The sequence below is a fragment of the Burkholderia sp. LK4 genome (genome assembly GCF_001043615.1).
Taxonomy (GTDB): Bacteria; Pseudomonadota; Gammaproteobacteria; order Burkholderiales; family Burkholderiaceae; genus Burkholderia; species Burkholderia cepacia.
The window spans coordinates 1-23,685 of sequence record NZ_LDUL01000096.1 but is presented as its reverse complement, the minus strand read 5'-3'; the positions used below and the strand labels follow the sequence as shown (position 1 = coordinate 23,685).

General features: G+C 67.8%; 19 protein-coding genes and 2 pseudogenes. 8 read left to right on the top strand and 13 right to left on the bottom strand.

What is annotated here, in order from left to right:
* Positions 1–354: 354 nt before the first annotated feature.
* The 5 genes from secF to queA form a co-directional block, all read right to left on the bottom strand.
* Complete coding sequence (gene secF / locus VK92_RS35530) at positions 355–1,305, bottom strand: protein translocase subunit SecF (protein WP_021163787.1); 951 nt, start codon at positions 1,303–1,305, stop codon at positions 355–357.
* A 16-nt stretch (positions 1,306–1,321) separates the two neighbouring features.
* Complete coding sequence (gene secD / locus VK92_RS35525; RefSeq protein ID WP_021163786.1) at positions 1,322–3,343, bottom strand: protein translocase subunit SecD; 2,022 nt, start codon at positions 3,341–3,343, stop codon at positions 1,322–1,324.
* A gap of 106 nt (positions 3,344–3,449) precedes the next feature.
* Positions 3,450–3,773, bottom strand: coding sequence for a preprotein translocase subunit YajC (gene yajC, locus VK92_RS35520; RefSeq protein ID WP_006476868.1), 324 nt, complete (start codon positions 3,771–3,773; stop codon positions 3,450–3,452).
* Between the two features lie 233 nt (positions 3,774–4,006).
* On the bottom strand, positions 4,007–5,203 hold the full coding sequence (tgt, locus tag VK92_RS35515; protein WP_048022299.1) for a tRNA guanosine(34) transglycosylase Tgt: 1,197 nt from the start codon (positions 5,201–5,203) through the stop codon (positions 4,007–4,009).
* A 224-nt stretch (positions 5,204–5,427) separates the two neighbouring features.
* Positions 5,428–6,495, bottom strand: a complete 1,068-nt coding sequence (queA, locus tag VK92_RS35510; protein ID WP_048022301.1) for a tRNA preQ1(34) S-adenosylmethionine ribosyltransferase-isomerase QueA — start codon at positions 6,493–6,495, stop codon at positions 5,428–5,430.
* Between the two features lie 167 nt (positions 6,496–6,662).
* Here queA and recG point away from each other — a divergent pair, with 167 nt between their 5' ends.
* The 5 genes from recG to VK92_RS42685 all read left to right on the top strand — a co-directional run bounded on the left by recG (position 6,663) and on the right by VK92_RS42685 (position 13,160).
* A complete protein-coding gene (gene recG, locus VK92_RS35505; RefSeq protein WP_048022303.1) occupies positions 6,663–8,987 on the top strand; it encodes an ATP-dependent DNA helicase RecG in 2,325 nt (774 codons plus the stop codon).
* A gap of 125 nt (positions 8,988–9,112) precedes the next feature.
* Complete coding sequence (locus VK92_RS35500; protein ID WP_021163869.1) at positions 9,113–10,072, top strand: hydrogen peroxide-inducible genes activator; 960 nt, start codon at positions 9,113–9,115, stop codon at positions 10,070–10,072.
* Between the two features lie 394 nt (positions 10,073–10,466).
* On the top strand, positions 10,467–10,595 hold the full coding sequence (locus VK92_RS43355; protein WP_269434869.1) for a hypothetical protein: 129 nt from the start codon (positions 10,467–10,469) through the stop codon (positions 10,593–10,595).
* 120 nt (positions 10,596–10,715) lie between these two features.
* Positions 10,716–12,902 (top strand): catalase/peroxidase HPI, encoded by a 2,187-nt coding sequence (katG, locus tag VK92_RS35495; protein ID WP_021163865.1) that lies wholly within the window; start codon positions 10,716–10,718, stop codon positions 12,900–12,902.
* A 102-nt stretch (positions 12,903–13,004) separates the two neighbouring features.
* Positions 13,005–13,160, top strand: a complete 156-nt coding sequence (locus VK92_RS42685) for a hypothetical protein (protein WP_021163864.1) — start codon at positions 13,005–13,007, stop codon at positions 13,158–13,160.
* Positions 13,161–13,318: 158 nt separating this feature from the next.
* Here the strand turns inward: VK92_RS42685 and VK92_RS43350 are convergent.
* Together VK92_RS43350 and VK92_RS42235 are read right to left on the bottom strand one after the other, a co-directional pair.
* Positions 13,319–13,495: pseudogene (locus VK92_RS43350) on the bottom strand (transposase); the annotation flags it as partial.
* A 33-nt stretch (positions 13,496–13,528) separates the two neighbouring features.
* Positions 13,529–13,822, bottom strand: coding sequence for a hypothetical protein (locus VK92_RS42235; RefSeq protein WP_131723354.1), 294 nt, complete (start codon positions 13,820–13,822; stop codon positions 13,529–13,531).
* Positions 13,823–13,916: 94 nt separating this feature from the next.
* Here VK92_RS42235 and VK92_RS35490 point away from each other — a divergent pair, with 94 nt between their 5' ends.
* The 3 genes and pseudogenes from VK92_RS35490 to ubiA all read left to right on the top strand — a co-directional run bounded on the left by VK92_RS35490 (position 13,917) and on the right by ubiA (position 16,111).
* Positions 13,917–14,786 carry a S66 peptidase family protein gene (locus tag VK92_RS35490; protein WP_048022382.1) on the top strand — a complete coding sequence of 290 codons (870 nt, stop codon included), beginning with the start codon at positions 13,917–13,919 and terminating at the stop codon, positions 14,784–14,786.
* A gap of 28 nt (positions 14,787–14,814) precedes the next feature.
* Positions 14,815–15,059 (top strand): annotated as a pseudogene (locus VK92_RS35485) (hypothetical protein); the annotation flags it as partial.
* A gap of 179 nt (positions 15,060–15,238) precedes the next feature.
* On the top strand, positions 15,239–16,111 hold the full coding sequence (gene ubiA, locus VK92_RS35480; RefSeq protein WP_048022305.1) for a 4-hydroxybenzoate octaprenyltransferase: 873 nt from the start codon (positions 15,239–15,241) through the stop codon (positions 16,109–16,111).
* A 130-nt stretch (positions 16,112–16,241) separates the two neighbouring features.
* On the opposite strand, the gene proC is transcribed toward ubiA, so the two are convergent.
* From proC to VK92_RS35450, 6 genes are all read right to left on the bottom strand, one after another.
* Entirely contained in the window at positions 16,242–17,054 is an 813-nt protein-coding gene (proC, locus tag VK92_RS35475) for a pyrroline-5-carboxylate reductase (RefSeq protein ID WP_048022307.1), read from the bottom strand.
* A 51-nt stretch (positions 17,055–17,105) separates the two neighbouring features.
* Positions 17,106–17,804, bottom strand: coding sequence for a YggS family pyridoxal phosphate-dependent enzyme (locus VK92_RS35470; RefSeq protein ID WP_048022384.1), 699 nt, complete (start codon positions 17,802–17,804; stop codon positions 17,106–17,108).
* 131 nt (positions 17,805–17,935) lie between these two features.
* Positions 17,936–19,162 carry a glycolate oxidase subunit GlcF gene (gene glcF, locus VK92_RS35465; protein ID WP_021163859.1) on the bottom strand — a complete coding sequence of 409 codons (1,227 nt, stop codon included), beginning with the start codon at positions 19,160–19,162 and terminating at the stop codon, positions 17,936–17,938.
* Between the two features lie 339 nt (positions 19,163–19,501).
* Complete coding sequence (glcE, locus tag VK92_RS35460; RefSeq protein ID WP_021163858.1) at positions 19,502–20,590, bottom strand: glycolate oxidase subunit GlcE; 1,089 nt, start codon at positions 20,588–20,590, stop codon at positions 19,502–19,504.
* Positions 20,591–20,775: 185 nt separating this feature from the next.
* The gene (locus VK92_RS35455; protein ID WP_048022310.1) at positions 20,776–22,269 is read right to left on the bottom strand and encodes an FAD-linked oxidase C-terminal domain-containing protein; all 1,494 of its coding nucleotides are present in this window, start codon (positions 22,267–22,269) and stop codon (positions 20,776–20,778) included.
* 41 nt (positions 22,270–22,310) lie between these two features.
* A partial coding sequence (locus tag VK92_RS35450; protein WP_048468227.1) for an FAD-binding oxidoreductase occupies positions 22,311–23,685 on the bottom strand: 1,375 nt, incomplete at its 5' end.

Here is a 23,685-nt window from a genome sequence, read left to right as displayed (position 1 = left end):
GGATAAGGCGGCGGGAACAGAGGCGGGCGGGGCGGGTGCCGGTCGTTGCGCACCGACCGGTGACGCGCACGGCAGGAACGCGGCCGTGACGGCTGCGCAAACGGCAAGGCGAAGAACGGTACGCGTGGAAGGCATCATCGGGACCGCACGTTGGAACGGAGGGCGAAGGTGCTGTCCCGCCGGCGCACGGCCGGCGGGCGGCGCGGCGGGACGGTCACGATTGTAGCCGACGCGAGTGACCGGGCAGGGCGAGCGGGCCGCGCGCTCCACGCCGGTGGGACGGGCGAAAATACGGGCGAAAAAAAACCGGCCCAACCGGGCCGGTTTTTCGTCTGTGCCGAAGCAGCGTGGCGCTTAAACCTGCGCGCCTGCGTTGGGATCGTCCGGATCGTGCGCGGTCTTCTTTTCCTTGATCAGGTCTTCGCGCTTGATGCCGAGCCACATCGCGAGCGAGCCCGCGACGAACACCGACGAGTAGATGCCGAACATGATGCCGACCGTCAGCGCCAGGGCGAAGTAGTGCAGCGTCGGGCCGCCGAAGAAGAACATCGACAGCACCATCATTTCGGTCGACGTGTGCGTGATGATCGTACGCGACATCGTGGTCGTGATCGCGTGGTTGATCACTTCCTGCACGGTCATCTTGCGTTCGCGGCGGAACGTTTCGCGGATCCGGTCGAAGATGACGACCGACTCGTTGACCGAGTAGCCGAGCACCGCGAGGATCGCCGCGAGCACCGCCAGCGAGAACTCCCACTGGAAGAACGCGAAGAAGCCGAGAATGATCACGACGTCGTGCAGGTTGGCGATGATGCCGGCCACCGCGTACTTCCACTCGAAGCGGAACGACAGGTAGATCACGATGCCGATCACGACGCACGCGAGCGCGAGCAGGCCGTCGGTCGCGAGTTCGCGGCCGACCTGCGGGCCGACGAATTCGACGCGTTGCAGCGTGACGTCCGGGCTCTGTGCCTTCAGCGCGCTCATCACCTGGTCGCTCTGCTGGGCGGACGTGAGGCCTTCCTTCAGCTGCAGCCGGATCAGCACGTTGCGCGACGTGCCGAAGTTCTGCACCTGCGCGTCGGCGTAGCCGAGCTTGCCGAGCGTTGCGCGCACGGGTTCGAGTTCGGCGGCCTGCTGGTACTGCACCTCGATCACCGTCCCGCCGGTGAATTCGACGGACAGGTGCAGCCCGCGGTGGAACAGGAAGAACACGGCGGCGAGGAACGTGACCAGCGAGATCACGTTGAACACCAGCGCGTGCCGCATGAACGGAATGTCTTTACGGATGCGGAAAAATTCCATGGTCTTCTCCGGGGCCTTATTGGGTCGAGCCCGGTTTCTTCGGCGACACGCCTTGCTGCGCGCGGTTGCGCAGCTGCGGCTTGCCGGTGCGCGGCGCGTTGCCCTTCGCGGGCGCGGCGAGCTTCGCGGCACGCGCGGTGTCGGTCGCATCGTCCGCCTCGGCGAACGGTGCGGCGGCAGCGGCGCCTTCCGGCTTCCACACCTGGCCGATCGCGAGCGACTTCAGCTTCTTGCGGCCGCCGTACCAGAGGTTGACGATCCCGCGCGAGAAGAACACCGCGGAGAACATCGACGTCAGGATACCGAGGCAGTGCACGATCGCGAACGCGCGAACCGGGCCCGAGCCGAACGCGAGCAGCGCGAGGCCGGCGATCAGCGTCGTGACGTTCGAGTCGAGAATCGTCGCCCATGCGTGCGCGTAGCCCGACTGGATCGCGAGCTGCGGCGGCTGGCCCGCGCGCAGTTCCTCACGCACGCGCTCGTTGATCAGCACGTTCGAGTCGATCGCCATACCGAGCGCGAGTGCGATAGCGGCGATACCGGGCAGCGTCAGCGTGGCCTGCATCAGCGACAGCACGGCGACGAGCAGCAGCAGGTTCACCGACAGGCCGATCACCGAGATCACGCCGAACAGCATGTAGTACGCGATCATGAACACGGCGATCGCGCAGAAGCCCCAGATCACCGAGTGGACGCCCATCTTGATGTTGTCGGCGCCGAGGCTCGGGCCGATCGTGCGTTCCTCGATGATGTCCATCGGCGCGGCGAGCGAACCGGCGCGCAGCAGCAGCGCGAGGTCGGCCGCGGCCTGCGGCGTCGGCTGGCCCGTGATCTGGAAGCGGTCGCCGAGCTCCGACTGGATCGTCGCGACCGTCAGCACCTCGCCCTTGCCCTTCTCGAACAGCACCATTGCCATCGGCTTGCCGATGTTCTCGCGCGACACCGCGCGCACCGAGCGGCCGCCCGCCGAATCGAGGCGGATGTTGACCGACGGACGCTGGTGATCGTCGAAACCGGCCGATGCATCGATGATGCGGTCACCCGTGAAGATCACTTCCTTCTTCAGCAGCACCGGCGCCTGGTTGCCCTGCGTGAACAGTTCTTCACCCGGCGGCACCGGGTCGTTCGGGTTCGGGTGCGTGTTGATCGGGTCGGCGAGGCGCGCTTCGAGCGTCGCGGTGCGGCCGATGATGTCCTTCGCCTTCGCGGTGTCCTGCACGCCCGGCAGCTCGACGACGATACGGTCGCTGCCCTGCTGCTGCAGGATCGGCTCCGACACGCCGAGTTCGTTCACGCGGTTGTGGAGCGTCGTCAGGTTCTGCTTGAGCGCGGCGTCCTCGACGGACTTCTGCACGGCCGGCGTAAACGTGCCGACGACCTGCGTGCCGCCGCCGCCGGGCTGGGTCGCCCATTGCAGTTCGGTGATCGACAGCGCGAGCACCTTGCGGGCGTCTTCCGCCGTCTGCGCATCGCTGAAATTGACGACCACGGACTGGTCGACGCGGCTCACGCCGCCGTCGCGGATGTTCTTGTCGCGCAGCAGCGTGCGCGCGTCGGACGCGTCGGAATCGAGCTTCTTCGTGAGCGCGCCCGTCATGTCGACCTGGAGCAGGAAGTGAACGCCGCCACGCAGGTCGAGGCCGAGATACATCGGCAGCGCGTGCAGCGCGGTCAGCCAGCGCGGCGACGCGCTCTGCAGGTTCAGCGCGACGACGTACTGCGGATCGTTCGGGTCGGCGTTCAGCGACTTCTGCAGCAGGTCCTTGACGCGCAGCTGCGTGTCGGTGTCCTTCAGGCGCACGCGGATGTTCGCGTTCGTCGCCGTGTTCTCGAAGGTGACGTCGTCCGGCGTGATCTGCGCGGCGGCGAGCGCCGATTCGACCTGGGTCAGCGTGGTCGAGTCGAGCTTGACCGTGGCCTTGCCGCTCGACACCTGCACCGCCGGCGCTTCGCCGAAGAAGTTGGGCAATGTGTACAGAAGGCCGATGGCGAGCGCCACGACCATCACGACATATTTCCAGAGTGGATAACGATTCATGAGGGAGCCGAACGGGGGGTTGGCGTGAAAGCGTCGCGTCCGGCGCCGCGGCGGCCCGCTCTCTCAGGCGGGCACGGCGCGGGAAGCCGGACGCTCGGTGAAGGGCTTACAGCGACTTGATCGTGCCCTTCGGCAGAATGGTCGTGACCGCGGCCTTCTGCACGGTGATTTCGGTGCCTTCGGCGATCTCGACGCCGATGTAGCCTTCGGTGACCTTCGTCACCTTGCCCACGAGGCCGCCGCTCGTGACGACTTCGTCGCCCTTGGCCATGGCCGCGAGCATGTTGCGGTGCTCCTTCTGACGCTTCATCTGCGGACGGATCATGATGAAGTAGAGCACGGCAAACATCAGGATGAGCGGCAGGAAGCTCATCAGGCTCGATTCGGCGCCACCGGCACCTTGGGCGAACGCGTTGGAAATGAACGGCACGTTGGTCTCTCCGTAGGGGAAGATCGAAAAATAAGCCGGTTATTCTACCACCGGCCCCATGCGCAAACGGCTCGGCAAATGCGCTTTCGGATCAAGCTGTTAAAGCGCGAACCGGTGCTGTTGCGACTCGCTTGGAAAGGCAATTGTAATGTTTGGCGGCCGGATTCGACCGTCGGGACGCGTTATTTAGTACACGTCCTATGTGACGGGCCGCGGCGCGGGCAGCCGGCCCGTCAGTCGACCCCTCTCGCGCGATCCTCCGCGAAGCGCTGGCGGAACGCGTCGAACGTATGGGTCTCGATCGCGTCGCGGATCTCGCTCATCAGCTGCAGGTAGTAGTGCAGGTTGTGGATCGTGTTGAGCTGCGCGCCGAGGATCTCGCCGACGCGGTGCAGGTGATGCAGGTAGCCGCGCGAGAAGTTCTGGCACGTGTAGCACGAGCAACTCGCGTCGAGCGGTTTCAGCGAGTTCTTGTGCGTCGCGTTGCGGATCTTCACGTCGCCGAAGCGCGTGAAGAGCCAGCCGTTGCGGGCGTTGCGGGTCGGCATCACGCAGTCGAACATGTCGACGCCGTTCGCGACGCCCTCGACCAGGTCCTCCGGCGTGCCGACACCCATCAGGTAGTGCGGCTTGTTGGCCGGCAGCTTCGGGCCCACGTGGCGTAGCACGCGCATCATGTCTTCCTTCGGTTCGCCGACCGACAGCCCGCCGATCGCGAGGCCGTGGAAGCCGAGTTCCGCGAGGCCCGCGAGCGATTCGTCGCGCAGGTCCTCGAACATGCCGCCCTGGACGATCCCGAACAGCGCGTTCGGGTTGCCGAGCCGGTTGAATTCGTCGAGCGAGCGCTTCGCCCAGCGCAGCGACATGCGCATCGAGTCGGCCGCTTCCTTGTGCGTGGTCGGCACGCCGTCGGTCGCATACGGCGTGCACTCGTCGAACTGCATCACGACGTCGGAGTTCAGCACCTTCTGGATCTGCATCGACACTTCCGGCGACAGGAACAGCTTGTCGCCGTTGATCGGCGACGCGAACGTGACGCCGTCCTCGGTGATCTTGCGCAGGTCGCCGAGCGAGAACACCTGGAAGCCGCCCGAGTCGGTCAGGATCGGCTTGTTCCAGCCCATGAAGCCGTGCAGGCCGCCGTGCGCGTCGATCGTGTCGAGGCCCGGGCGCAGCCACAGGTGGAACGTGTTGCCGAGAATGATCTGAGCCTTGATCTCGTGCAGCTCGCGCGGCTGGATCGCCTTCACGGTGCCGTACGTGCCGACCGGCATGAAGATCGGCGTCTCGACCACGCCGTGATTGAGCTTCACGCGGCCGCGGCGCGCATGGCCGTCGGTCGTCAGCAGTTCGAATTCGAGCCCGTTTGCGGGGCGGTCCTGCACGGGGGCGTGCGTATCGTGCGTATCGTGGGATGAACCTTCGGTCATCGCTTTATTCTCCTTGCCACCGGAGAACAGTCCGGCGCATGTTGGAAACGCCGCCGGCAGGCCGGCGGCGGGGAAAAACAGGTGCGCGCCATCGTAGCGCGTACCGCGGGAAAAGGGGCAACCGCGCGGGGTAACCGCGCGGAGCCACCCACGCGGCGTGCGGCAGCGCGAAGCGCAACGTCCGCCGCGCAATCGCGGGCCGCCGCATGTTCGCGCCTGTCGTGCTACGCGCGCGGCGTCTCCGGCGTGTCGCGCCGCGTGAGCAGCATCGCGTCGCCGTAGCTGAAGAAGCGGTAGCGTTGTTCGATCGCGTGACGGTACGCGGCCCGGATCGTCTCGACGCCCGCGAACGCGGACACCAGCATCAGCAGCGTCGACTTCGGCAGGTGGAAATTCGTCACGAGCCGGTCGACCACGCGGAAACGATAGCCCGGCGTGATGAAGATGTCGGTCTCGGCCTGCGTCGCCGCGAGCGGGCGGCCCGCTTCGTCGGCGGTGCGCGCCGCGGCTTCGAGCGCGCGCATCGACGTCGTGCCGACCGCGATCACGTTGCCGCCGCGCGCGCGGGTCGCGGCGATCTTGTCGACGAGCGACTGCGGCAGGTCATACCACTCGCTGTGCATCTTGTGCTCGGCGATGTTGTCGACGCGCACCGGCTGGAACGTGCCGGCACCGACGTGCAGCGTCAGTGTCGCGCGCTCGACGCCCATCGCGTCGAGCCGGTCGAGCAGCGGCTGGTCGAAGTGCAGGCCGGCCGTGGGTGCGGCGACCGCCCCCGGATTGCTCGCATAGACGGTCTGGTAGCGCGTCTCGTCGGTCGCGTCCGGATCGTGCTCGATATAGGGCGGCAGCGGCAGGCGGCCGTACTGCTCGATCAGGTCGAGGCACGGTTCGGGGAAGACCAGCGTGAAGAACGGCTCGACGCGCTCGCCGACGGTCACGTCGAACGCATCGGCGAGACGCAGCGTCGTGCCGGCCCCCGGCGACTTGCTTGCGCGGATCTGCGCGAGCGCCGTGTGCGTGCCGGTCACGCGCTCGACCAGCACCTCGATCTTGCCGCCGCTGGCCTTCTGGCCGAAGAACCGCGCCTTCAGCACCTTGGTATCGTTGAAGACGAGCAGGTCGCCGGGTGCGATGCACGACGGCAGCTCGGCGAAGCGGCGGTCGACGAGGCGCGCGGGCTCGACGGTGCCGTCGACCTCGAGCAGGCGGCTCGCGGTGCGGTCGGGCAGCGCGGTTTGCGCAATCAGCTCGGGCGGCAGATTGAAATCGAAATCGGAAAGCGTGAACATGCGGGCTGGTTCGAAACGGCCGGCGAGCGTTGCCGGCAGGGCGGAAACGCGTAAATGGGGCGCGCGAGCCGCTATGATGACGGGATGCGCGGCCTGGCCGGCGTCGTTCGTTCGGACGACGTGAAAGCCGCTATTGTACTTGCCTTGCGAAGCACCCAGACGATCCGATGCCTGTGTCACCACGCCGTTCCTCCGCTGCCGTTGCCGATTCCGCCGATCCGTTCGACGCGGAGGATGCCGCGCCGCCCGTGCACGACACGGCGGCGCGCACCGTGCCGCGCCGTGCCGGCCCGAAGCGCGGCGCCGACGGCAGGCTCGCGCAGCCGGCGGCGGCCGCGCCCGATGCCGACGGCGCCGCTGCGGGCGATGCAGCGGGCGAGGCCGGCGCATCCGGCACGAAGCGCAAGAAGAAGCCGGCCGCCGACAAGCCCGTGAAGACCGCCGACAAGCTCGCGAAGCTCGGCCTCACGCGCTCGATCGATCTCGTGCTGCATCTGCCGATGCGCTACGAGGACGAAACCACGCTCACGCCGATCGGCGAGCTGCTGCCGGGCGGCGTCGCGCAGACCGAAGGGGTCGTGTTCGACAACGAGGTCGCGTATCGCCCGCGCCGCCAGCTCGTCGTGAAGATCCAGGACGACGACGGCGAGCAGCTCGTGCTGCGCTTCCTCAATTTCTACGGCTCGCAGGTCAAGCAGATGGCCGTCGGCCAGCGGCTGCGCGTGCGCGGCGACGTGCGCGGCGGCTTTTTCGGGATGGAGATGGTGCATCCGGCCGTGCGCGTCGTCGAAGCCGATGCGCCGTTGCCGCAGGTGCTCACGCCCGTCTATCCGAGCACGGCCGGCGTGTCGCAGGCGTACCTGCGCAAGGCGATCGAGAACGCGGTGGAGCGCACGCCGCTGCCCGAGCTGCTGCCGCCCGAGATCCAGCGCGACTACCTGAAGCCGCTCGACGTGCCGACGCTCGAGCAGGCCGTGCGCATCCTGCATCACCCGCGCGTCGATTCCGACGAAGCCGCGCTGATGGACGGTTCGCATCCGGCGTGGACGCGCATCAAGTTCGAGGAACTGCTCGCGCAGCAGCTGTCGCTCAAGCGCGCGCACGAGGAGCGCCGCACGCGCGCGGCGCCCGCGATGCCGCGCCGCACCGCGAGCGATGCCGATGCGCTGACGACCCGGCTCTATGCCGCGCTGCCGTTCACGCTGACGGGCGCGCAGGCGCGCGTCGTCGACGAGATCGCGCGCGACCTCACGCTCGCGCACCCGATGCAGCGGCTGCTGCAGGGCGACGTCGGCAGCGGCAAGACGGTGGTCGCGGCGCTGGCCGCCACGCAGGCGATCGACGCCGGCTACCAGGCCGCGCTGATGGCGCCCACCGAAATCCTCGCGGAGCAACATGCGCGCAAGCTGCGCGCGTGGCTCGAGCCGCTCGGCGTCACGGTGGCGTGGCTCGCGGGCAGCCTGAAGGCGAAAGAGAAACGCGCGGCGATCGAGGCGGCCGCGCTCGGCACCGCGCAGCTCGTGATCGGCACGCACGCGATCATCCAGGACACGGTCGAATTCGCCCGGCTCGGCCTCGTGATCGTCGACGAGCAGCACCGCTTCGGCGTCGAGCAGCGGCTCGCGCTGCGGGCGAAGGCCGCGAACGCGGCCAACGGCGCGCGCGACTTCCAGCCGCACCAGTTGATGATGTCGGCCACGCCGATTCCGCGCACGCTCGCGATGACGTATTACGCGGATCTCGAGGTGTCGACGATCGACGAGCTGCCGCCGGGCCGCACGCCGGTGCTGACGCGCCTCGTCGGCGACGCGCGGCGCGATGAGGTGATCGCCCGCGTGCGCGAGGCCGCGCTGACCGGGCGCCAGGTGTACTGGGTGTGCCCGCTGATCGAGGAGAGCGAGACGCTGCAGCTGCAGACGGCCGTCGAGACTTACGAGACGCTCGCCGCCGCGCTCCCGGAGCTGAAGGTCGGGCTCGTGCACGGCCGGCTGTCGCCGGCCGACAAGGCGGCCGTGATGGAAGCGTTCACGCGCAACGAAGTGCAACTGCTCGTCGCGACGACCGTGATCGAGGTCGGCGTCGACGTGCCGAACGCGTCGCTGATGGTGATCGAGCACGCGGAGCGCTTCGGCCTCGCGCAGCTGCACCAGTTGCGCGGCCGGGTCGGGCGCGGCACCGCGGCGTCGGTGTGCGTGCTGCTGTACACGGGGCCGCTGTCGCTCACCGGCCGCGAGCGGCTGAAGACGATGCGCGAAACGACCGATGGCTTCGAGATCGCGCGGCGCGACCTCGAGATCCGCGGCCCCGGCGAATTCCTCGGCGCCCGCCAGTCGGGCGCGGCGATGCTGCGCTTCGCGAACCTCGAGACCGACGGCTGGCTGATCGATCCGGCCCGCGAAGCCGCGACGCGGCTGATTGCCGCGTATCCCGAAATCGTCACGCAGCATCTCGCGCGCTGGCTCGGCGCGCGGGAGCAGTATCTGAAGGCCTGATCCGCGGGTTGGGGCCGGATCCGGAATCGCCATTCGACGCATGCCGATGCAGAGAAACTTGGCGAACCGGTGTCACAGGGTGTATAAATTAAACCTATCGCCTGTATATCTCTGATTGACCCACAATGACGCTGACTGAATTGAAATACATCGTCGCGGTCGCGCGCGAACGGCATTTCGGCCGTGCGGCCGAAGCCTGCTTCGTGAGCCAGCCGACGCTGTCGGTGGCGATCAAGAAGCTCGAAGACGAGCTGAACGTGCAGATTTTCGAGCGCGGCGCGAGCGAAGTGAGCGTGACGCCGATCGGTGACCAGATCGTCACGCAGGCGCAGCGCGTACTCGAGCAGACTTTCGCGATCAAGGAGATCGCGAAGCAGGGCAAGGATCCGCTGGTCGGCCCGTTCCGCCTTGGCGTGATCTACACGATCGGGCCGTACCTGCTGCCGACGCTCGTCAAGCAGATGATCCAGCGTGTCCCGCAGATGCCGCTGATGCTGCAGGAAAACTACACGCTCAAGCTGCTCGAACTGCTGAAGCAGGGCGAGATCGACGCCGCGATCATGGCGCTGCCGTTTCCGGAAACCGGCCTGATGGTGCGCCCGCTGTACGACGAACCGTTCGTCGTCGCGCTGCCGGCCGGCCATCCGTGGGAGAAGCGCGACGAGATCGACGCCGAGGACCTGAAGCAGGAAACCATGCTGCTGCTCGGCAACGGTCACTGCTTCCGCGATCACGTGCTCGGCGTGTGCCCGGAGCTGATGCGCTTCTCGCAGACGGCCGACGGCATCCAGAAGACCTTCGAGGGCTCGTCGCTCGAGACGATCCGCCACATGGTCGCGAGCGGCGTCGGCATTACGGTGCTGCCGCGAATGTCGGTTGCCGAGGTCGGCCCGCGCGCGAACGGCCCCGATGCCGAACTGCTGTCGTACGTGCCGTTCAACGAGCCGGTACCCGACCGCCGCGTGGTGCTCGTGTGGCGCAAGAGCTTCACGCGGATGCCCGCGATCGACGCGATCAGCGACGCGATTTCCGCCTGCGAGCTACCGGGTGTCGCGAAGCTCGACATGCCGGCGACGATGAACTGAGCACGCTGCGGCATGCGCGTGTGGCAGCCCGATGAACGGGGTCTTGCGACCCCGTTTATTTTTCTCTATCGCATAGATGAAATTAATCAAATTCAAGTAATCAATAGACTTATATAGAATCCTCTCCATGGATCGGCGTCGTGTCGACGACCGGTCTGCACGTTGAGTGCAAGCGTCAAAGGAGGATGTCATGATGCGGTCGGTATTGCAGCACGCGCAGCGGAACATCCCGTCGCGCGACGCGGTCGTACATCGCGCCAGGGCGGCGGTTCGCAGCCTGCGTCCGATTGCGTTCGCGTACCTCGCGGACCGTGTGTACGGCGGTTGAACGCCGCCGCGCGCCGGTTCAGTGTTCCCCCGATTCACCCGCCATCAAGCCATGAGGGAGCATCGCATGTCCGAAAGCTGGAATTCCGCCCGCGGCGTCGTCACGACGCCTGCCGGCAGCCGGTTCCCCGAGCGTGCCGCCCGCGGCGCGGCGCAGCGGGAACGCGCGTCACAGGCCCCGCGCGATATCCCGTAGTACGACAGGAGAATCAACCTGTTCCGTTTCCCATCCCCGCAATGACACTCCACCAACCGCACCCGGCATGCCGCCGGAGCGAACCGGCGGAGTCATACGAGCAAGCCAAGGAGAAATCGCATGTCGAACGAAACGAAGTGCCCGTTCAACCACACCGCTGGTGGCGGCACGACGAACAAGGACTGGTGGCCGAATCAGCTCAACCTGAACATCCTGCACCGCCATTCGGCGCTGTCCGATCCGATGGACAAGGATTTCGACTACGCGGAAGCGTTCAGCAAGCTGGACCTCGCGGCGGTGAAGAAGGACCTGCACGCACTGATGACGATGTCGCAGGACTGGTGGCCGGCCGACTTCGGCCACTATGGCGGCCTGTTCATCCGCATGGCCTGGCACAGCGCCGGCACGTACCGCACGGCCGACGGCCGCGGCGGCGCGGGCGGCGGGCAGCAGCGCTTCGCGCCGCTCAACAGCTGGCCGGACAACGTCAGCCTCGACAAGGCTCGCCGGCTGCTGTGGCCGATCAAGCAGAAGTACGGCCGCAACATCTCGTGGGCCGACCTGCTGATCCTGACCGGCAACGTCGCGCTCGAATCGATGGGCTTCAAGACCTTCGGTTATGCCGGCGGCCGCGTCGACACGTGGGAACCGGACGACGTCTACTGGGGCTCGGAAAAGATCTGGCTGGAACTGAGCGGCGGCCCGAACAGCCGCTACTCGGGCAAGCGTGAGCTCGAAAGCCCGCTCGCTGCCGTGCAGATGGGCCTCATCTACGTGAACCCGGAAGGCCCGGACGGCAACCCCGACCCGGTCGCCGCCGCGCATGACATCCGCGAGACGTTCGCGCGGATGGCGATGAACGACGAAGAGACGGTCGCGCTGATCGCGGGCGGCCACACGTTCGGCAAGACGCACGGTGCCGGTCCGGCGTCGAACGTCGGCCCCGAACCGGAAGCCGCGGGCCTCGAGGAGCAGGGTCTCGGCTGGAAGAGCACGTTCGGCACGGGCAAGGGCAAGGACGCGATCACGAGCGGCCTCGAAGTCACGTGGACGTCGACGCCGACGCAGTGGAGCAACGACTTCTTCAAGCACCTGTTCAGCTACGAGTGGGAGCTCACGAAGAGCCCGGCCGGTGCGCACCAGTGGGTCGCGAAGGACGCCGGCGAAGTGATTCCCGATGCGTTCGACGCGTCGAAGAAGCATCGCCCGACGATGCTGACGACCGACCTGTCGCTGCGTTTCGACCCGGCCTACGAAAAGATCTCGCGCCGTTTCTACGAGAACCCGGCCGAGTTCGCCGATGCGTTCGCGCGTGCGTGGTTCAAGCTCACGCACCGCGACATGGGCCCGCGCTCCCGTTATCTCGGCCCGGAAGTGCCGGCGGAACACCTGCTGTGGCAGGACCCGATCCCGGCAGTCGACCACCCGCTGATCGACGACGCCGACGTTGCCGCGCTGAAGGCGAAGGTGCTGGCAACGGGCCTGTCGGTGTCGCAGCTCGTGTCGACGGCATGGGCGTCGGCCGCGACGTTCCGCGGATCGGACAAGCGCGGCGGCGCGAACGGTGCGCGTATCCGCCTGGCGCCGCAGAAGGACTGGGAAGTGAACCGTCCGGCTGAACTCGCGAAGGTGCTCGCGACGCTCGAAGGCGTGCAGAAGGCGTTCAACGACGCGCAGACGGGCGGCAAGAAGGTGTCGCTCGCCGACCTGATCGTGCTGGCCGGTGCGGCCGGCGTCGAGCAGGCCGCGAAGAACGCGGGCGTCGCGGTGACGGTGCCGTTCGCACCGGGCCGTGCGGATGCATCGCAGGAAGAGACCGATGTCGAAGCGATGGCCGTGCTCGAGCCGGTCGCGGACGGCTTCCGCAACTACCTGAAGCACGCGTACAAGACGCCGGCCGAGGCGCTGCTGGTCGACAAGGCGCAACTGCTGACGCTGAGCGCGCCCGAGATGACGGTGCTCGTCGGTGGCCTGCGCGTGCTCGGTGCGAACGCCGGCGAGGCGAAGCATGGCGTGTTCACCGACCGTCCGGAAGCGCTGACGAACGACTTCTTCGTGAACCTGCTCGACATGGGCACGGAATGGAAGCCGGTGTCGGCCGCGAACGACGTGTTCGAAGGGCGCGATCGCGCGACGGGCAAGGTGAAGTGGACCGGCACGCGCGTCGACCTGATCTTCGGCTCGCATGCGCAGCTGCGTGCGCTGGCCGAGGTGTACGGCAGCGCGGATGCGAAGGAGAAGTTCGCGCGCGACTTCGTCGCGGCCTGGAACAAGGTGATGAACCTCGACCGCTTCGACCTCGCGTGAGCGTTGCCGTGCAGTAGCACGGTGAGGCAGTAACGGGAAACGGCCGGTCGTCCGGCCGGCCGTTTCGTCCCGATCCTGGATTTCAATGAAGGAGTGACGATCATGACGCAAATGATGCTGAACATGCGCGCCGCGCTGGCGGCACCGAAGGTGCGGGCGCCGGCCGAGATCGCGCGGTACGTAGTCGGATTCGCGATCGTCGTCGGCGGTGCGGCCGAACTGGTGTCGCAGGCGCTGCACGCGATCGCCGCCGCCTGAGCGCGGCGGGGCGTACGCCACGCTGCAGTGGCGAGCCATACGGGTGGTGCGGTGTCGGCATGCAGGGCAACAGATTCGTTTGGATTGCTCCGGTCGATTGAGTGAGGAGTCCGTAACATGTCCACGAAGACCCGCGATCCATCCGGATCTACCCGGTTGAGGGTGCCCTGACGATATTGCTTGCGCCATCCGGACACCACATTGGCGTTGATGTCGTGCCGGCGCGCAACAATCGACACCGACATGCCGGGCGCCAACGTGTCCCTGATTACCTGCTGCCTGAATGCTTGCGCGTACGTCCGATGGGGATGGGCACGATTCGCTGCGTTCGACATGGCTGACTGGCTCCGTCAATCCAAACGTGCTCATCATGCTTTGGAAAAGTGAGCGTCGGAAACGGTCCGGTCGAGGCGCTTGCGATGAGGTGTGCGCTGTCGTCGTTTTTGCGGATTCGACAGCAATGCGATCGCCGCGATACCGGCCGACGCGTTGACGCCGGGAAGGGCCCGCAACGCCGGCGGCTCCGAGGTGCATCCGCTCGACGTGCTGCCTGGTTCGTCGATCGAACCGGATCCGCATCGATCGGTCGGCGATTTTGCCGCGATGGTGATTCTCAAGCGGCGCCGGCAACGCAGCGGTTTCGCGGGCACGGCGATCGTCATCCCCGCGCGCACGACGCTGCGTGACAAGGCCGAGCCGTCAGCAAGCGGTGTCGGATATATTCGGCAGGTTCTCCATCATCCAGGTAGGCATTCAATGGAATCACGACGCAAGGCAGTGGGCGTGGTCGCGCCTGCGGGTGTGCCCGATCCGGAAGGCATCGCGCGTGGCATTGCGCTCGTCGAAAGCTGGGGCTTCGAGGTCAGGGCGGGCGCGCATCTCGGCAGCCGGTACCGCTATTTCGCCGGTACCGCCGAGGAGCGCGCGGACGACCTGCGGCGCACCCTGATGGATCCGTCGATCGATATCGTGTGGCTCGCGCGCGGGGGATTCGGTTGCGCGCATTTGCTCGAGCACTTGCCCGACGAGATCGCAACGCCGAAGACGATCATCGGCTTTTCCGACGCGACGTCACTGTTCTGCGCACTCGCGGATCGGCCCGGCGTGCGTTTGCTGCATGGCCCGACATTTCACAGTCTGGCGACCAAGGTCGACGACGCGACGCGCGCCGACATTCGCGCTGTGCTGACCGGCGACGAACGCGCCGCGCTGAGTCTGCGGCATTTGGCCGGCGCAGCTGGTGCCGTGCGGGGACGTCTGTGCGGCGGCAACGTGACGGTGCTCGCGAGCGTCGCGGGTACGCGCTGGTCGCTTCGCTCACGCGACGCGATCGTACTGCTGGAGGACGTGACGGAGTTCGGCTACCGGCTCGACCGCAGCCTGACGCAACTGCGTCTGAGCGGCGCGTTCGACGGAGCCCGTGCGTTCGTGCTCGGGCAATTCACGCGCTGCCCGATCCCGGACGGCGCGGATTTCACGCTCGAGCAGATGCTTGTCGACGTGCTGGGCGGCTTCGGCGTGCCGATCTACTCGGGTCTGCCGATCGGACATGAACACCGCAACATCACCTGGCATTACGGCAGCCAGGCTGCCATCGAGAACGGCGCGATCCGGTTCGGCGCGTAGCGTCGAATCGGGAAGGACAGGAACGCGTACCCTCGGCGATTTCGCGAAACTGTCGTCGGTGCCGGAAGCGAAGGGCGTGCGGGCGGCGGAAGACATGACCCGCGAGCTCGTCGAAGGGCACGAGGCCGTCGTGCGAACCCGCGCGCGCGATCTTTCCGATCGCCGACGCGGCGAGCCCACCGTCGACCTGCAGACGCATGGAAAACCGCGTGGATGCTGCGTTCGTTGCTCGTTGCTCGCGTAAGTGCGATGCGGCCGGGGAGGGCGCGCTGACTCGCCCGATCCGGAGCGATCGAATCCGTCCCTTGATTGGCGCAAAGCGGGGCCCGGCCATGCGCAGCGGGCCCGGGCGGCCCGGGCGCGCCGGGCGGCTGCCGCCGCGGGCCGCCCCGACATGACGCGAAGCACCGCTCGGCTCTAAAATGCCGGGGTTATCTTCCCGGTGCCTCGCCATGCTTGCCCGCTTTCCCCTGTATCTGCGGCTCGTCCGGATGGACAAGCCGATCGGCAGCCTGCTGCTGCTGTGGCCGACGCTCAACGCGCTGTGGATCGCGTCCGACGGCCATCCGCGCTGGCCGCTGCTCGTGATCTTCTCGCTCGGCACGCTGCTGATGCGCTCGGCCGGCTGCGCGATGAACGACTACGCCGACCGCGATTTCGACCGCCACGTGAAGCGCACGGCCGACCGGCCGCTGACGTCGGGCAAGATCCGTGCGTGGGAAGCCGTTGCGATCGCCGTCGGGCTCGCATTCATCTCGTTCCTGCTGATCCTGCCGCTCAACACGCTGACGAAGGAACTGTCCGTCGTCGCGCTGTTCGTCGCGGGTTCGTATCCGTTCATGAAGCGTTTCTTCGCGATTCCGCAGGCGTATCTCGGCATCGCGTTCGGCTTCGGCATTCCGATGGCGTTCGCGGCCGTGCAGGACACGGTGCCGACGATCGCGTGGGTGATGCTGGTCGCGAACATTTTCTGGTCGGTCGCGTACGACACCGAATACGCGATGGTCGATCGCGACGACGACATCAAGATCGGGATCCGCACGTCGGCGCTGACGTTCGGCCGCTTCGACGTCGCAGCCGTGATGGCGTGTTATGCGGCGACGCTCGGCATCTACGTGTGGATCGGCGTGACGCTCGGCTTCGGCCTCGCGTACTGGGCCGGCTGGGCGGCGGCGGTCGGCTGCGCGCTGTATCACTACACGCTGATCAAGGGCCGCGAGCGGATGCCGTGCTTCGCCGCGTTCCGGCACAACAACTGGCTCGGCGGCGTGCTGTTCGCGGGGATCGCCGCGCATTACCTGCTGGCGGGTCCGGCGGCCAACTGAAGCGGCCGCGCGCCGGCGCGCGACGCGATGCGCGATGCGCGATGCGCGATGCGCGATGCCAACAAAAAAGCGGCCGAGGCCGCTTTTTTGTTGGCGGTGCCCGAAGGGAGGCCCGGAGCGGGCGCCGCGCTTACGCGCGACCGAGCTCGTCGCCCATTTCCTTCGCACGCGCTTCGGCCGCGAGCGCGCCGCGCACGATCGCGTCCTTCACGCCCTGCGCGTCGAACGATGCGAGCGCGGCGGCCGTCGTGCCGCCCTTCGACGTCACGCGCTCGCGCAGCACGCTCGCCGGCTCGCCCGATTGCGCGGCGAGTTGCGCGGCGCCCGTGAACGTCGCGACCGCGAGCGCGCGGCCCTGTTCGTCGTTCATGCCGAGCTGGCGCGCGGCTTCCTGCAGCGCTTCGATGAAATAGAACACGTACGCGGGGCCGCTGCCCGAAATGGCCGTGACGGCATCGAGCTTCGACTCGTCGTCGAACCACACGGTCTCGCCGACCGCGCCGAGCACGTTCGACGCGAGTTCGCGGCCCGCCGCATCGACGCCCGGCAGTGCGGCGAGGCCCGTCACGCCCATGCCGACGAGTGCGGGCGTGTTCGGCATCGTGCGCACGACGCGTGCGTAGTCGCCGAGCCAGCGCGCGAGATCGCTGCCGCGGATGCCGGCCGCGATGCTGATCACCAGCTGTGTCTTCAGGTGCGGCGCGAGCGCCTGCGCGACGTCCTTCAGCACCTGCGGCTTCACCGCGAGCACGATCGCGTCGTAGTCGGCGAGCGTTGCGTCGACGGCCGCGCCGGTGCGGATGCCGAATTGCTGCGCGGCGCGTGCGCGCACTTCTTCGTTGACGTCGATGGCATACAGGCCGTCAGCGGCGACGCCGCGCTTGATCAGGCCGCCGATCAGGGCCGCGGCCATGTTGCCGCCGCCGATGAATGCGATTTTCATGATGTTCGATTGAGCGAGTGAGTGAACGGGAGGGCGGAAAGGGCGCGGCGTTCAGTGCGAATAATCGCGCGCGCCGAAGATCGCGGTGCCGACGCGCACGATCGTCGCGCCTTCGAGCACGGCCGCGTCGAGATCGGCGGACATGCCCATCGACAACGTGTCGAGCGGCAGGCCGTCGGCGCGCAATGCGTCGAACAGCGTGCGCAGCGCGCGATGCGGCACGCGTTGCGCATCGGTGTCGCCGGCCGGTTCGGGAATCGCCATCAGGCCGCGCAGCCGCAGCGACGGCAGCGCGGCGACCGCGCGCGCGACCTCGGCCACGTCGGCCGGTGCGACGCCGCTCTTCGACGCCTCGCCGCTGATGTTCACCTGCACGCACACGTTGAGCGGCGGCAGGTGCGCGGGGCGCTGTTCCGACAGGCGCTGCGCGATCTTCAGCCGGTCGACCGAATGGACCCAGTCGAAGCGTTCGGCAACCGGGCGCGTCTTGTTCGATTGCAGCGGCCCGATGAAATGCCATTCGAGGCCCGCGCGCAGGTCGGCGAGCGCGTCGATCTTGTCGATCGATTCCTGCACGTAGTTTTCGCCGAATGCGCGCTGCCCGGCCGCATGCGCGGCGCGCACGTCGGCGGCGGGAAACGTCTTCGAGACGGCGAGCAGCGATACGGTGGCGGGATCGCGGCCGGCCGCGCGGGCGGCGTCGGCGATGCGGCGATGAACGGATTCGAGGCGGGCGGCGAGATCGGACATGACGGGCACGAAAGCAGGCACGGAAGCAGGCATGTAGCGGATGCGCCGCGGCACGCGGCGCATCGATCCGCCCATTATACGGACGCCGGGCGCGAGGCCCAGGGCCCGCCCGTCATTCGTATGAACAGGCCCTAGCCATACAGCAGGTGCTCGACGAGCTGGATCCAGTGGGCCACCGGAATCTGCGTGCCGCTCTGCAGGTGCGCGATGCAGCCGACGTTGCCGGAGACGATCATCTGCGGCTCGAGCGCCTGCAGCTTCAGCAGCTTCTGCTTGCGCAACCGGTACGACAGCGACGGCTGCGTCAGCGAATAGGTGCCGGCCGAGCCGCAGCACAGATGGCTGTCCGCCGGCAGCCGCACGTCGATGCCGAGGGTCTCGAGCAGGCGTTCGACCTTGCCGCGCGACTGCTGGCCGTGCTGCAGCGTGCACGGCGGGTGGTACGCGACCGTATGAACCGCGCGGCGGCGCGCGAGTGTCGCGAGCTCGGCCTCGAACGCGAGCAGCACGTCGGAGATGTCGCGCGTCAGCGACACGATGCGCTGCGCCTTCTCCGCGTAGGCCGGGTCGTCGCGCAGCAGGTGCGCGTATTCGAGCACCGTCGCGCCGCAGCCCGACGCGTTCATCACGATCGCCTCGACACCCTGTTCGACATGGGGCCACCACGCGTCGATGTTGCGGCGCGCGTCGTCGAGCGCTTCGTCGTGATAGTTCAGGTGCAGGCGGATCGCGCCGCAGCAGCCGGCATCGGGCGCGACGACGGTCTCGATGCCGAGCGCGTCGAGCACGCGCGCGGTCGCGATATTGATGTTCGGCAGCATCGACGGCTGCACGCAGCCGCCGAGCATCAGCATCTTGCGCGTGTGCGTCAGGTGCGGCCATTCGAGCAGCCGCGTGCGCGGCGGCACCTTGTCGCGCAGCCGCTTCGGCAGCAGCGGACGGACGTGCTGGCCGAGCCGCATCACCGGCGAGAACAGCGCGGCGTTCGGCACGAGGCTCGCGAGCACGCGGCGCACGAGACGCTGCTGCACGGGGCGCTGAACCTGTGCCTCGACGTGCTTGCGGCCGATCTCGACGAGCCGGCCGTACTGGACGCCGGACGGGCAGGTCGTCTCGCAACTGCGGCACGTGAGGCAGCGGTCGAGGTGCTGCTGCGTGCTGCGCGTGACGGGCGCGCCTTCGACCATCTGCTTGATCAGGTAGATGCGGCCGCGCGGGCCGTCGAGTTCGTCGCCGAGCAGCTGGTAGGTCGGGCAGGTCGCGGTGCAGAACCCGCAATGCACGCACTTGCGCAATATCGCGTCGGCTTCGTCGCCGTCGGGCGTATTGCGGATGAAATCGGCGAGGTTCGTCTGCATTTAGGGTCTGTTTACCTATGGAGCGCGCATGCGTTGCCACGAGAACGGCCGCTCGCGAGGCGCGCGACGCCGCGAATACTGACGTATTCGCAAGGAGCGCAACGCGGCGAGCGGCCGTTCTCGTGGCAACCCCAATTTAAAAAATCCATGTCACGGGAATGCCCGAAATCGCCCGCATGGCGGCGTCGCTCGTCCCTTGTCCCCCAAGGGGACTTCCTGCGGGGCGTTTGGCTCGGCCAAACGGCGCTCCTCACTTCTTGCCTGCGCCCCGTTAGGAAGTCCCCTTGGGGGACGAGCGATTTCGGGCATTCGCATGTACGTTCCATAGGTAAACAGACCCTAAAGATCCGGGTAGAGCCGGCCGCGGTTGAAGATGCGCGCGGGATCGAACGCGGCTTTCAACCCGCGGTGGATTTTCATCATCGGGGCGGGGAGCGGCGTGAACACGCCCGCGCTGCGGTCGTACGCGTCGCCCGCGCGGAACAGCGTCGCGTGGCCGCCGGCCTGCTTGGCGCTCATCCGCACGGTCTGCGCATCGGCGTCGGTGATCCACCAGCGCTGCGCGCCGCCCCATTCCATCAACTGGGTGCCGGGCAGGTGCATCGGTTCGGTGATCGACGGCAGCGCGAGACGCCACAGCGCATAACCGGGCGGGATGCCGTGGAAGAACGGGTCGGTATGCTCGCGCAGGCCGGCCCAGAAGCGCTCGGCCTCGACCGCGTCGACGACTTCGCCGCCGAGCAGCGTCTTCGCGGATTTCACGGCCGCTTCGGCGCCGGACAGGCGCAGGACGAGCGTGCCGTTGCGCCACCCGCTCGCGCTGACGGGCAGCGGATGGCCGCCCCATTCGTTGAGCTTGCGCACCGCGTCGGTCGCGGTCATCTCGAACTTCAGCGTGACTTCGGCGACGGGCATCGGCAGCACCTTGAGCGACAGGTCGAGCATCAGCCCGAGCGTGCCGAGCGCGCCGGCCATCAGCCGCGACACGTCGTAGCCGGCGACGTTCTTCACGACCTGGCCGCCGAAGCGCAGCAGTTCGCCGCGGCCGTTCATCAGCGTGACGCCGAGCATGAAATCGCGCGGCGCACCGCAGGTGGCCCGCCGCGGGCCCGCGAGGCCGGCCGCGACGCAGCCGCCGACGGTGGCCGCGCGGCCGAAGTGCGGCGGCTCGAACGGCAGCATCTGGCCGCACTCGGCGAGGACGGTTTCAAGCTGTGCGAGCGGCGTGCCCGCGCGGACCGTGACGACGAGTTCGGCCGGGTCGTACGACACGACGCCCTGAAACGCGCGCGTGTCGAGAATTTCGCCCTCGAGCGCCTGGCCGTACCAGTCCTTGGTGCCGCCGCCGCGAATCCGCAGCGGCCGGCCGTCGGCGCTGGCGGCGCGGACGCGGTCGGCCCATCCGGCGACGATGTCGTCCTCTTCCATGTTCTGTTGCTGCCTCGACTTGTTGTTCGGTCGATTGTACCGGGGTGGCGCGATTCCACATCGCGACTATCCCTAAGCCCGGTATCGCGGGCCGTCTGCCCGCGTCGCCGCATGAACGGGCCGCGCGGGCACGGTCGAACGCCGCGGCCCGGCCGCGGGCACCGGCCGCGACCCGCACGGGCCGCTCAGAAGCGCGGCAGGTCGGGGTGCGGCAGCAGCCCGCCGCGCACGTGCTGGCGACCGTATTCGGCGCAGCGCGCGCGGGTCGGGATGCCCTTGTCCGGGTTCAGCAGCCCGGCCGGATCGAACGCGCGCTTGACCGCGAAGAACGCGTCGCGCTCCTGCGGCGAGAACTGTACGCACATCGAATTGAGCTTCTCGATGCCGACGCCGTGCTCGCCCGTCACGCTGCCGCCGAATTCCACGCAGCATTCGAGGATTTCCGCGCCGAACTGCTCGGCGCGGTGCAGTTCGTCCGGATCGTTCGCGTTGTAGAGGATCAGCGGATGCATGTTGCCGTCGCCCGCGTGGAACACGTTGATGCAGCGCAGCCCGTAGCGCGTCTCGAGCTGCTCGATGCGCGCGAGCAGCGGGCCGATCGCGCGGCGCGGCACGGTGCCGTCCATGCAGTAGTAGTCGGCCGAAATGCGGCCGGCGGCCGGGAACGCGTTCTTGCGGCCCGACCAGAAGCGCAGCCGCTCGTGCTCGTTGCGCGATACCTGGATGCGGGTCGCGCCATGCTCGCGCAGCACGGCCGTCATCCGCACGATTTCTTCCGCGACTTCTTCCGGCGTGCCGTCCGATTCGCACAGCAGGATCGCCTTCGCGTCGAGATCGTAGCCCGCGTGCGTGAACGCCTCGACGGCCCGCGTGGCCGGCTTGTCCATCATTTCGAGCCCGGCCGGGATGATCCCCGACGCGATGATCGCCGCGACGGCCTCGCCGCCCTTGACGACGTCGTCGAAGCTCGCCATCACGAGCTGGGCCGTCTGCGGCTTCGGGATCAGCTTCACCGTGACCTCGGTGACGATCGCGAACATCCCTTCGCTGCCGATCATCACGGCGAGCAGGTCGAGGCCCGGCATGTCGAGCGCAAGCGAACCGAATTCGACGATCTCGCCGTCGATCGTCACCGCGCGCACGCGCATCACGTTGTGCACGGTCAGCCCGTATTTCAGGCAGTGCACGCCGCCGGAATTTTCCGCGACGTTGCCGCCGATCGTGCATGCGATCTGCGACGACGGATCGGGCGCGTAGTACAGGCCGTACGGCGCGGCGGCCTCCGAGATCGCGAGGTTGCGCACGCCGGGCTGCACGGTCGCCGTGCGCGCGTACGGATCGACTTCGACGATGCGCGTGAAGCGCGCAAGCGACAGCACGACGCCGAGCGCGATCGGCAACGCGCCGCCCGACAGGCTCGTGCCCGCGCCGCGCGGCACGATCGGCACCTCCATGCGGCGGCAGATCTGCACGATCCGCTGCACCTGCGATTCCGTTTCGGGCAGCGCGACCGCGAGCGGCAGGCGGCGGTACGCGGACAGGCCGTCGCATTCGTACGGCGCCGTGTCTTCGTCGCGGTACAGCAGGCAGTGCGTCGGCAGCACGGCCATCAGCGCCTGCACGACTTCGCGCTGGCGTTGCGCGCGTGCCGCGCTCGACAGTTCGACTGGAGCGTTCATTGGGTCTCCTGCAGCGGGTGGCGCGGCGTCGCGCCGCCGTGTCAGCACGTGAAAATCTTGCCCGGATTCATCAGGTTGCGCGGATCGAGCGCAAGCTTGATCGCACGCATCGTGTCGATCGCGTTGTCGCCGTGCTCCTTCGGCAGGAAGCGCATCTTGTGCAGCCCGACGCCGTGCTCGCCCGTGCAGGTGCCGCCGAGGCGCAGCGCGCGCTCGACGATCCGGTCGTTGATGTGCTCGGCTTCCGCGATTTCCTCGGGCTTGTCGGGGTCGATCAGGATCGCGACGTGGAAATTGCCGTCGCCGACGTGGCCGACGATCGGGCAGGGCAGCGACGAGGCGCGCAGGTCGACTTCGGTTTCCTCGACGCACGCGGCGAGCTGCGAGATCGGCACGCAGACGTCGGTCGTCACCGCGCGGCAGCCGGGTTTCAACTGCAGCATCGCGAAATACGCGTTGTGGCGTGCGGCCCAGAGGCGCGTGCGGTCTTCGGGGCGGGTTGCCCATTCGAAACCCTGGCCGTTGTTCTGGCCCGCGAGCGCCTGCACGAGCTCCGCCTGTTCCTTCACGCCGGCCTCGGTGCCGTGGAATTCGAAGAACAGCGTCGGCGCTTCGGTGAGCGTCAGGTTCGAATGGCGGTTGATCGAGCGCACGGCGAGCGCATCGACGAATTCGACACGCGCGATCGGCACGCCGATCTGGATCGTCTCGATCACGGTGCGCACCGCGTCGCCCATCGACGGGAACGTGCAGATCGCGGCCGATACGGCTTCGGGTAGCGGATGCAGGCGCAGCGTGATCTCGGTGATCACGCCGAGCGTGCCTTCGGAGCCGACGAACAGGCGCGTGAGGTCGTAGCCGGCCGACGACTTGCGGGCGCGCGAGCCGGTCTTCACCACGCGGCCGTCGGCGAGCACCGCGGTCAGGCCGAGCACGTTCTCGCGCATCGTGCCGTAGCGCACGGCGTTGGTGCCCGACGCACGCGTGGCGGTCATCCCGCCGATGCTGGCGTCGGCGCCCGGGTCGATCGGGAAGAACAGGCCGGTGTCGCGCAGCGCCTCGTTGAGCGCCTTGCGTGTGATGCCCGGCTCGACCGTCACGGTCAGGTCTTCGGCGTTGATCGACAGCACGCGGTTCATTTCCGACAGGTCGAGCGAGATGCCGCCGCGCACCGCGAGCAGGTGGCCTTCGAGTGACGAACCGGCGCCGTACGGGATCAGCGGGACGCTGTACAGCGAGCACAGCGACACGACTTCGCGCACGTCGTCCGCGCTGTGCGCGAACACGACGGCGTCGGGCAGTTGCGGATCGAACGGCGATTCGTCGCGGCCGTGGTGGGCGCGGACGGCGTCGGCGGTCGACACGCGCTCGCCGAAGGCGGCGCGCAGCGCATCGAGCATGGCGGGGGGAAGGGGG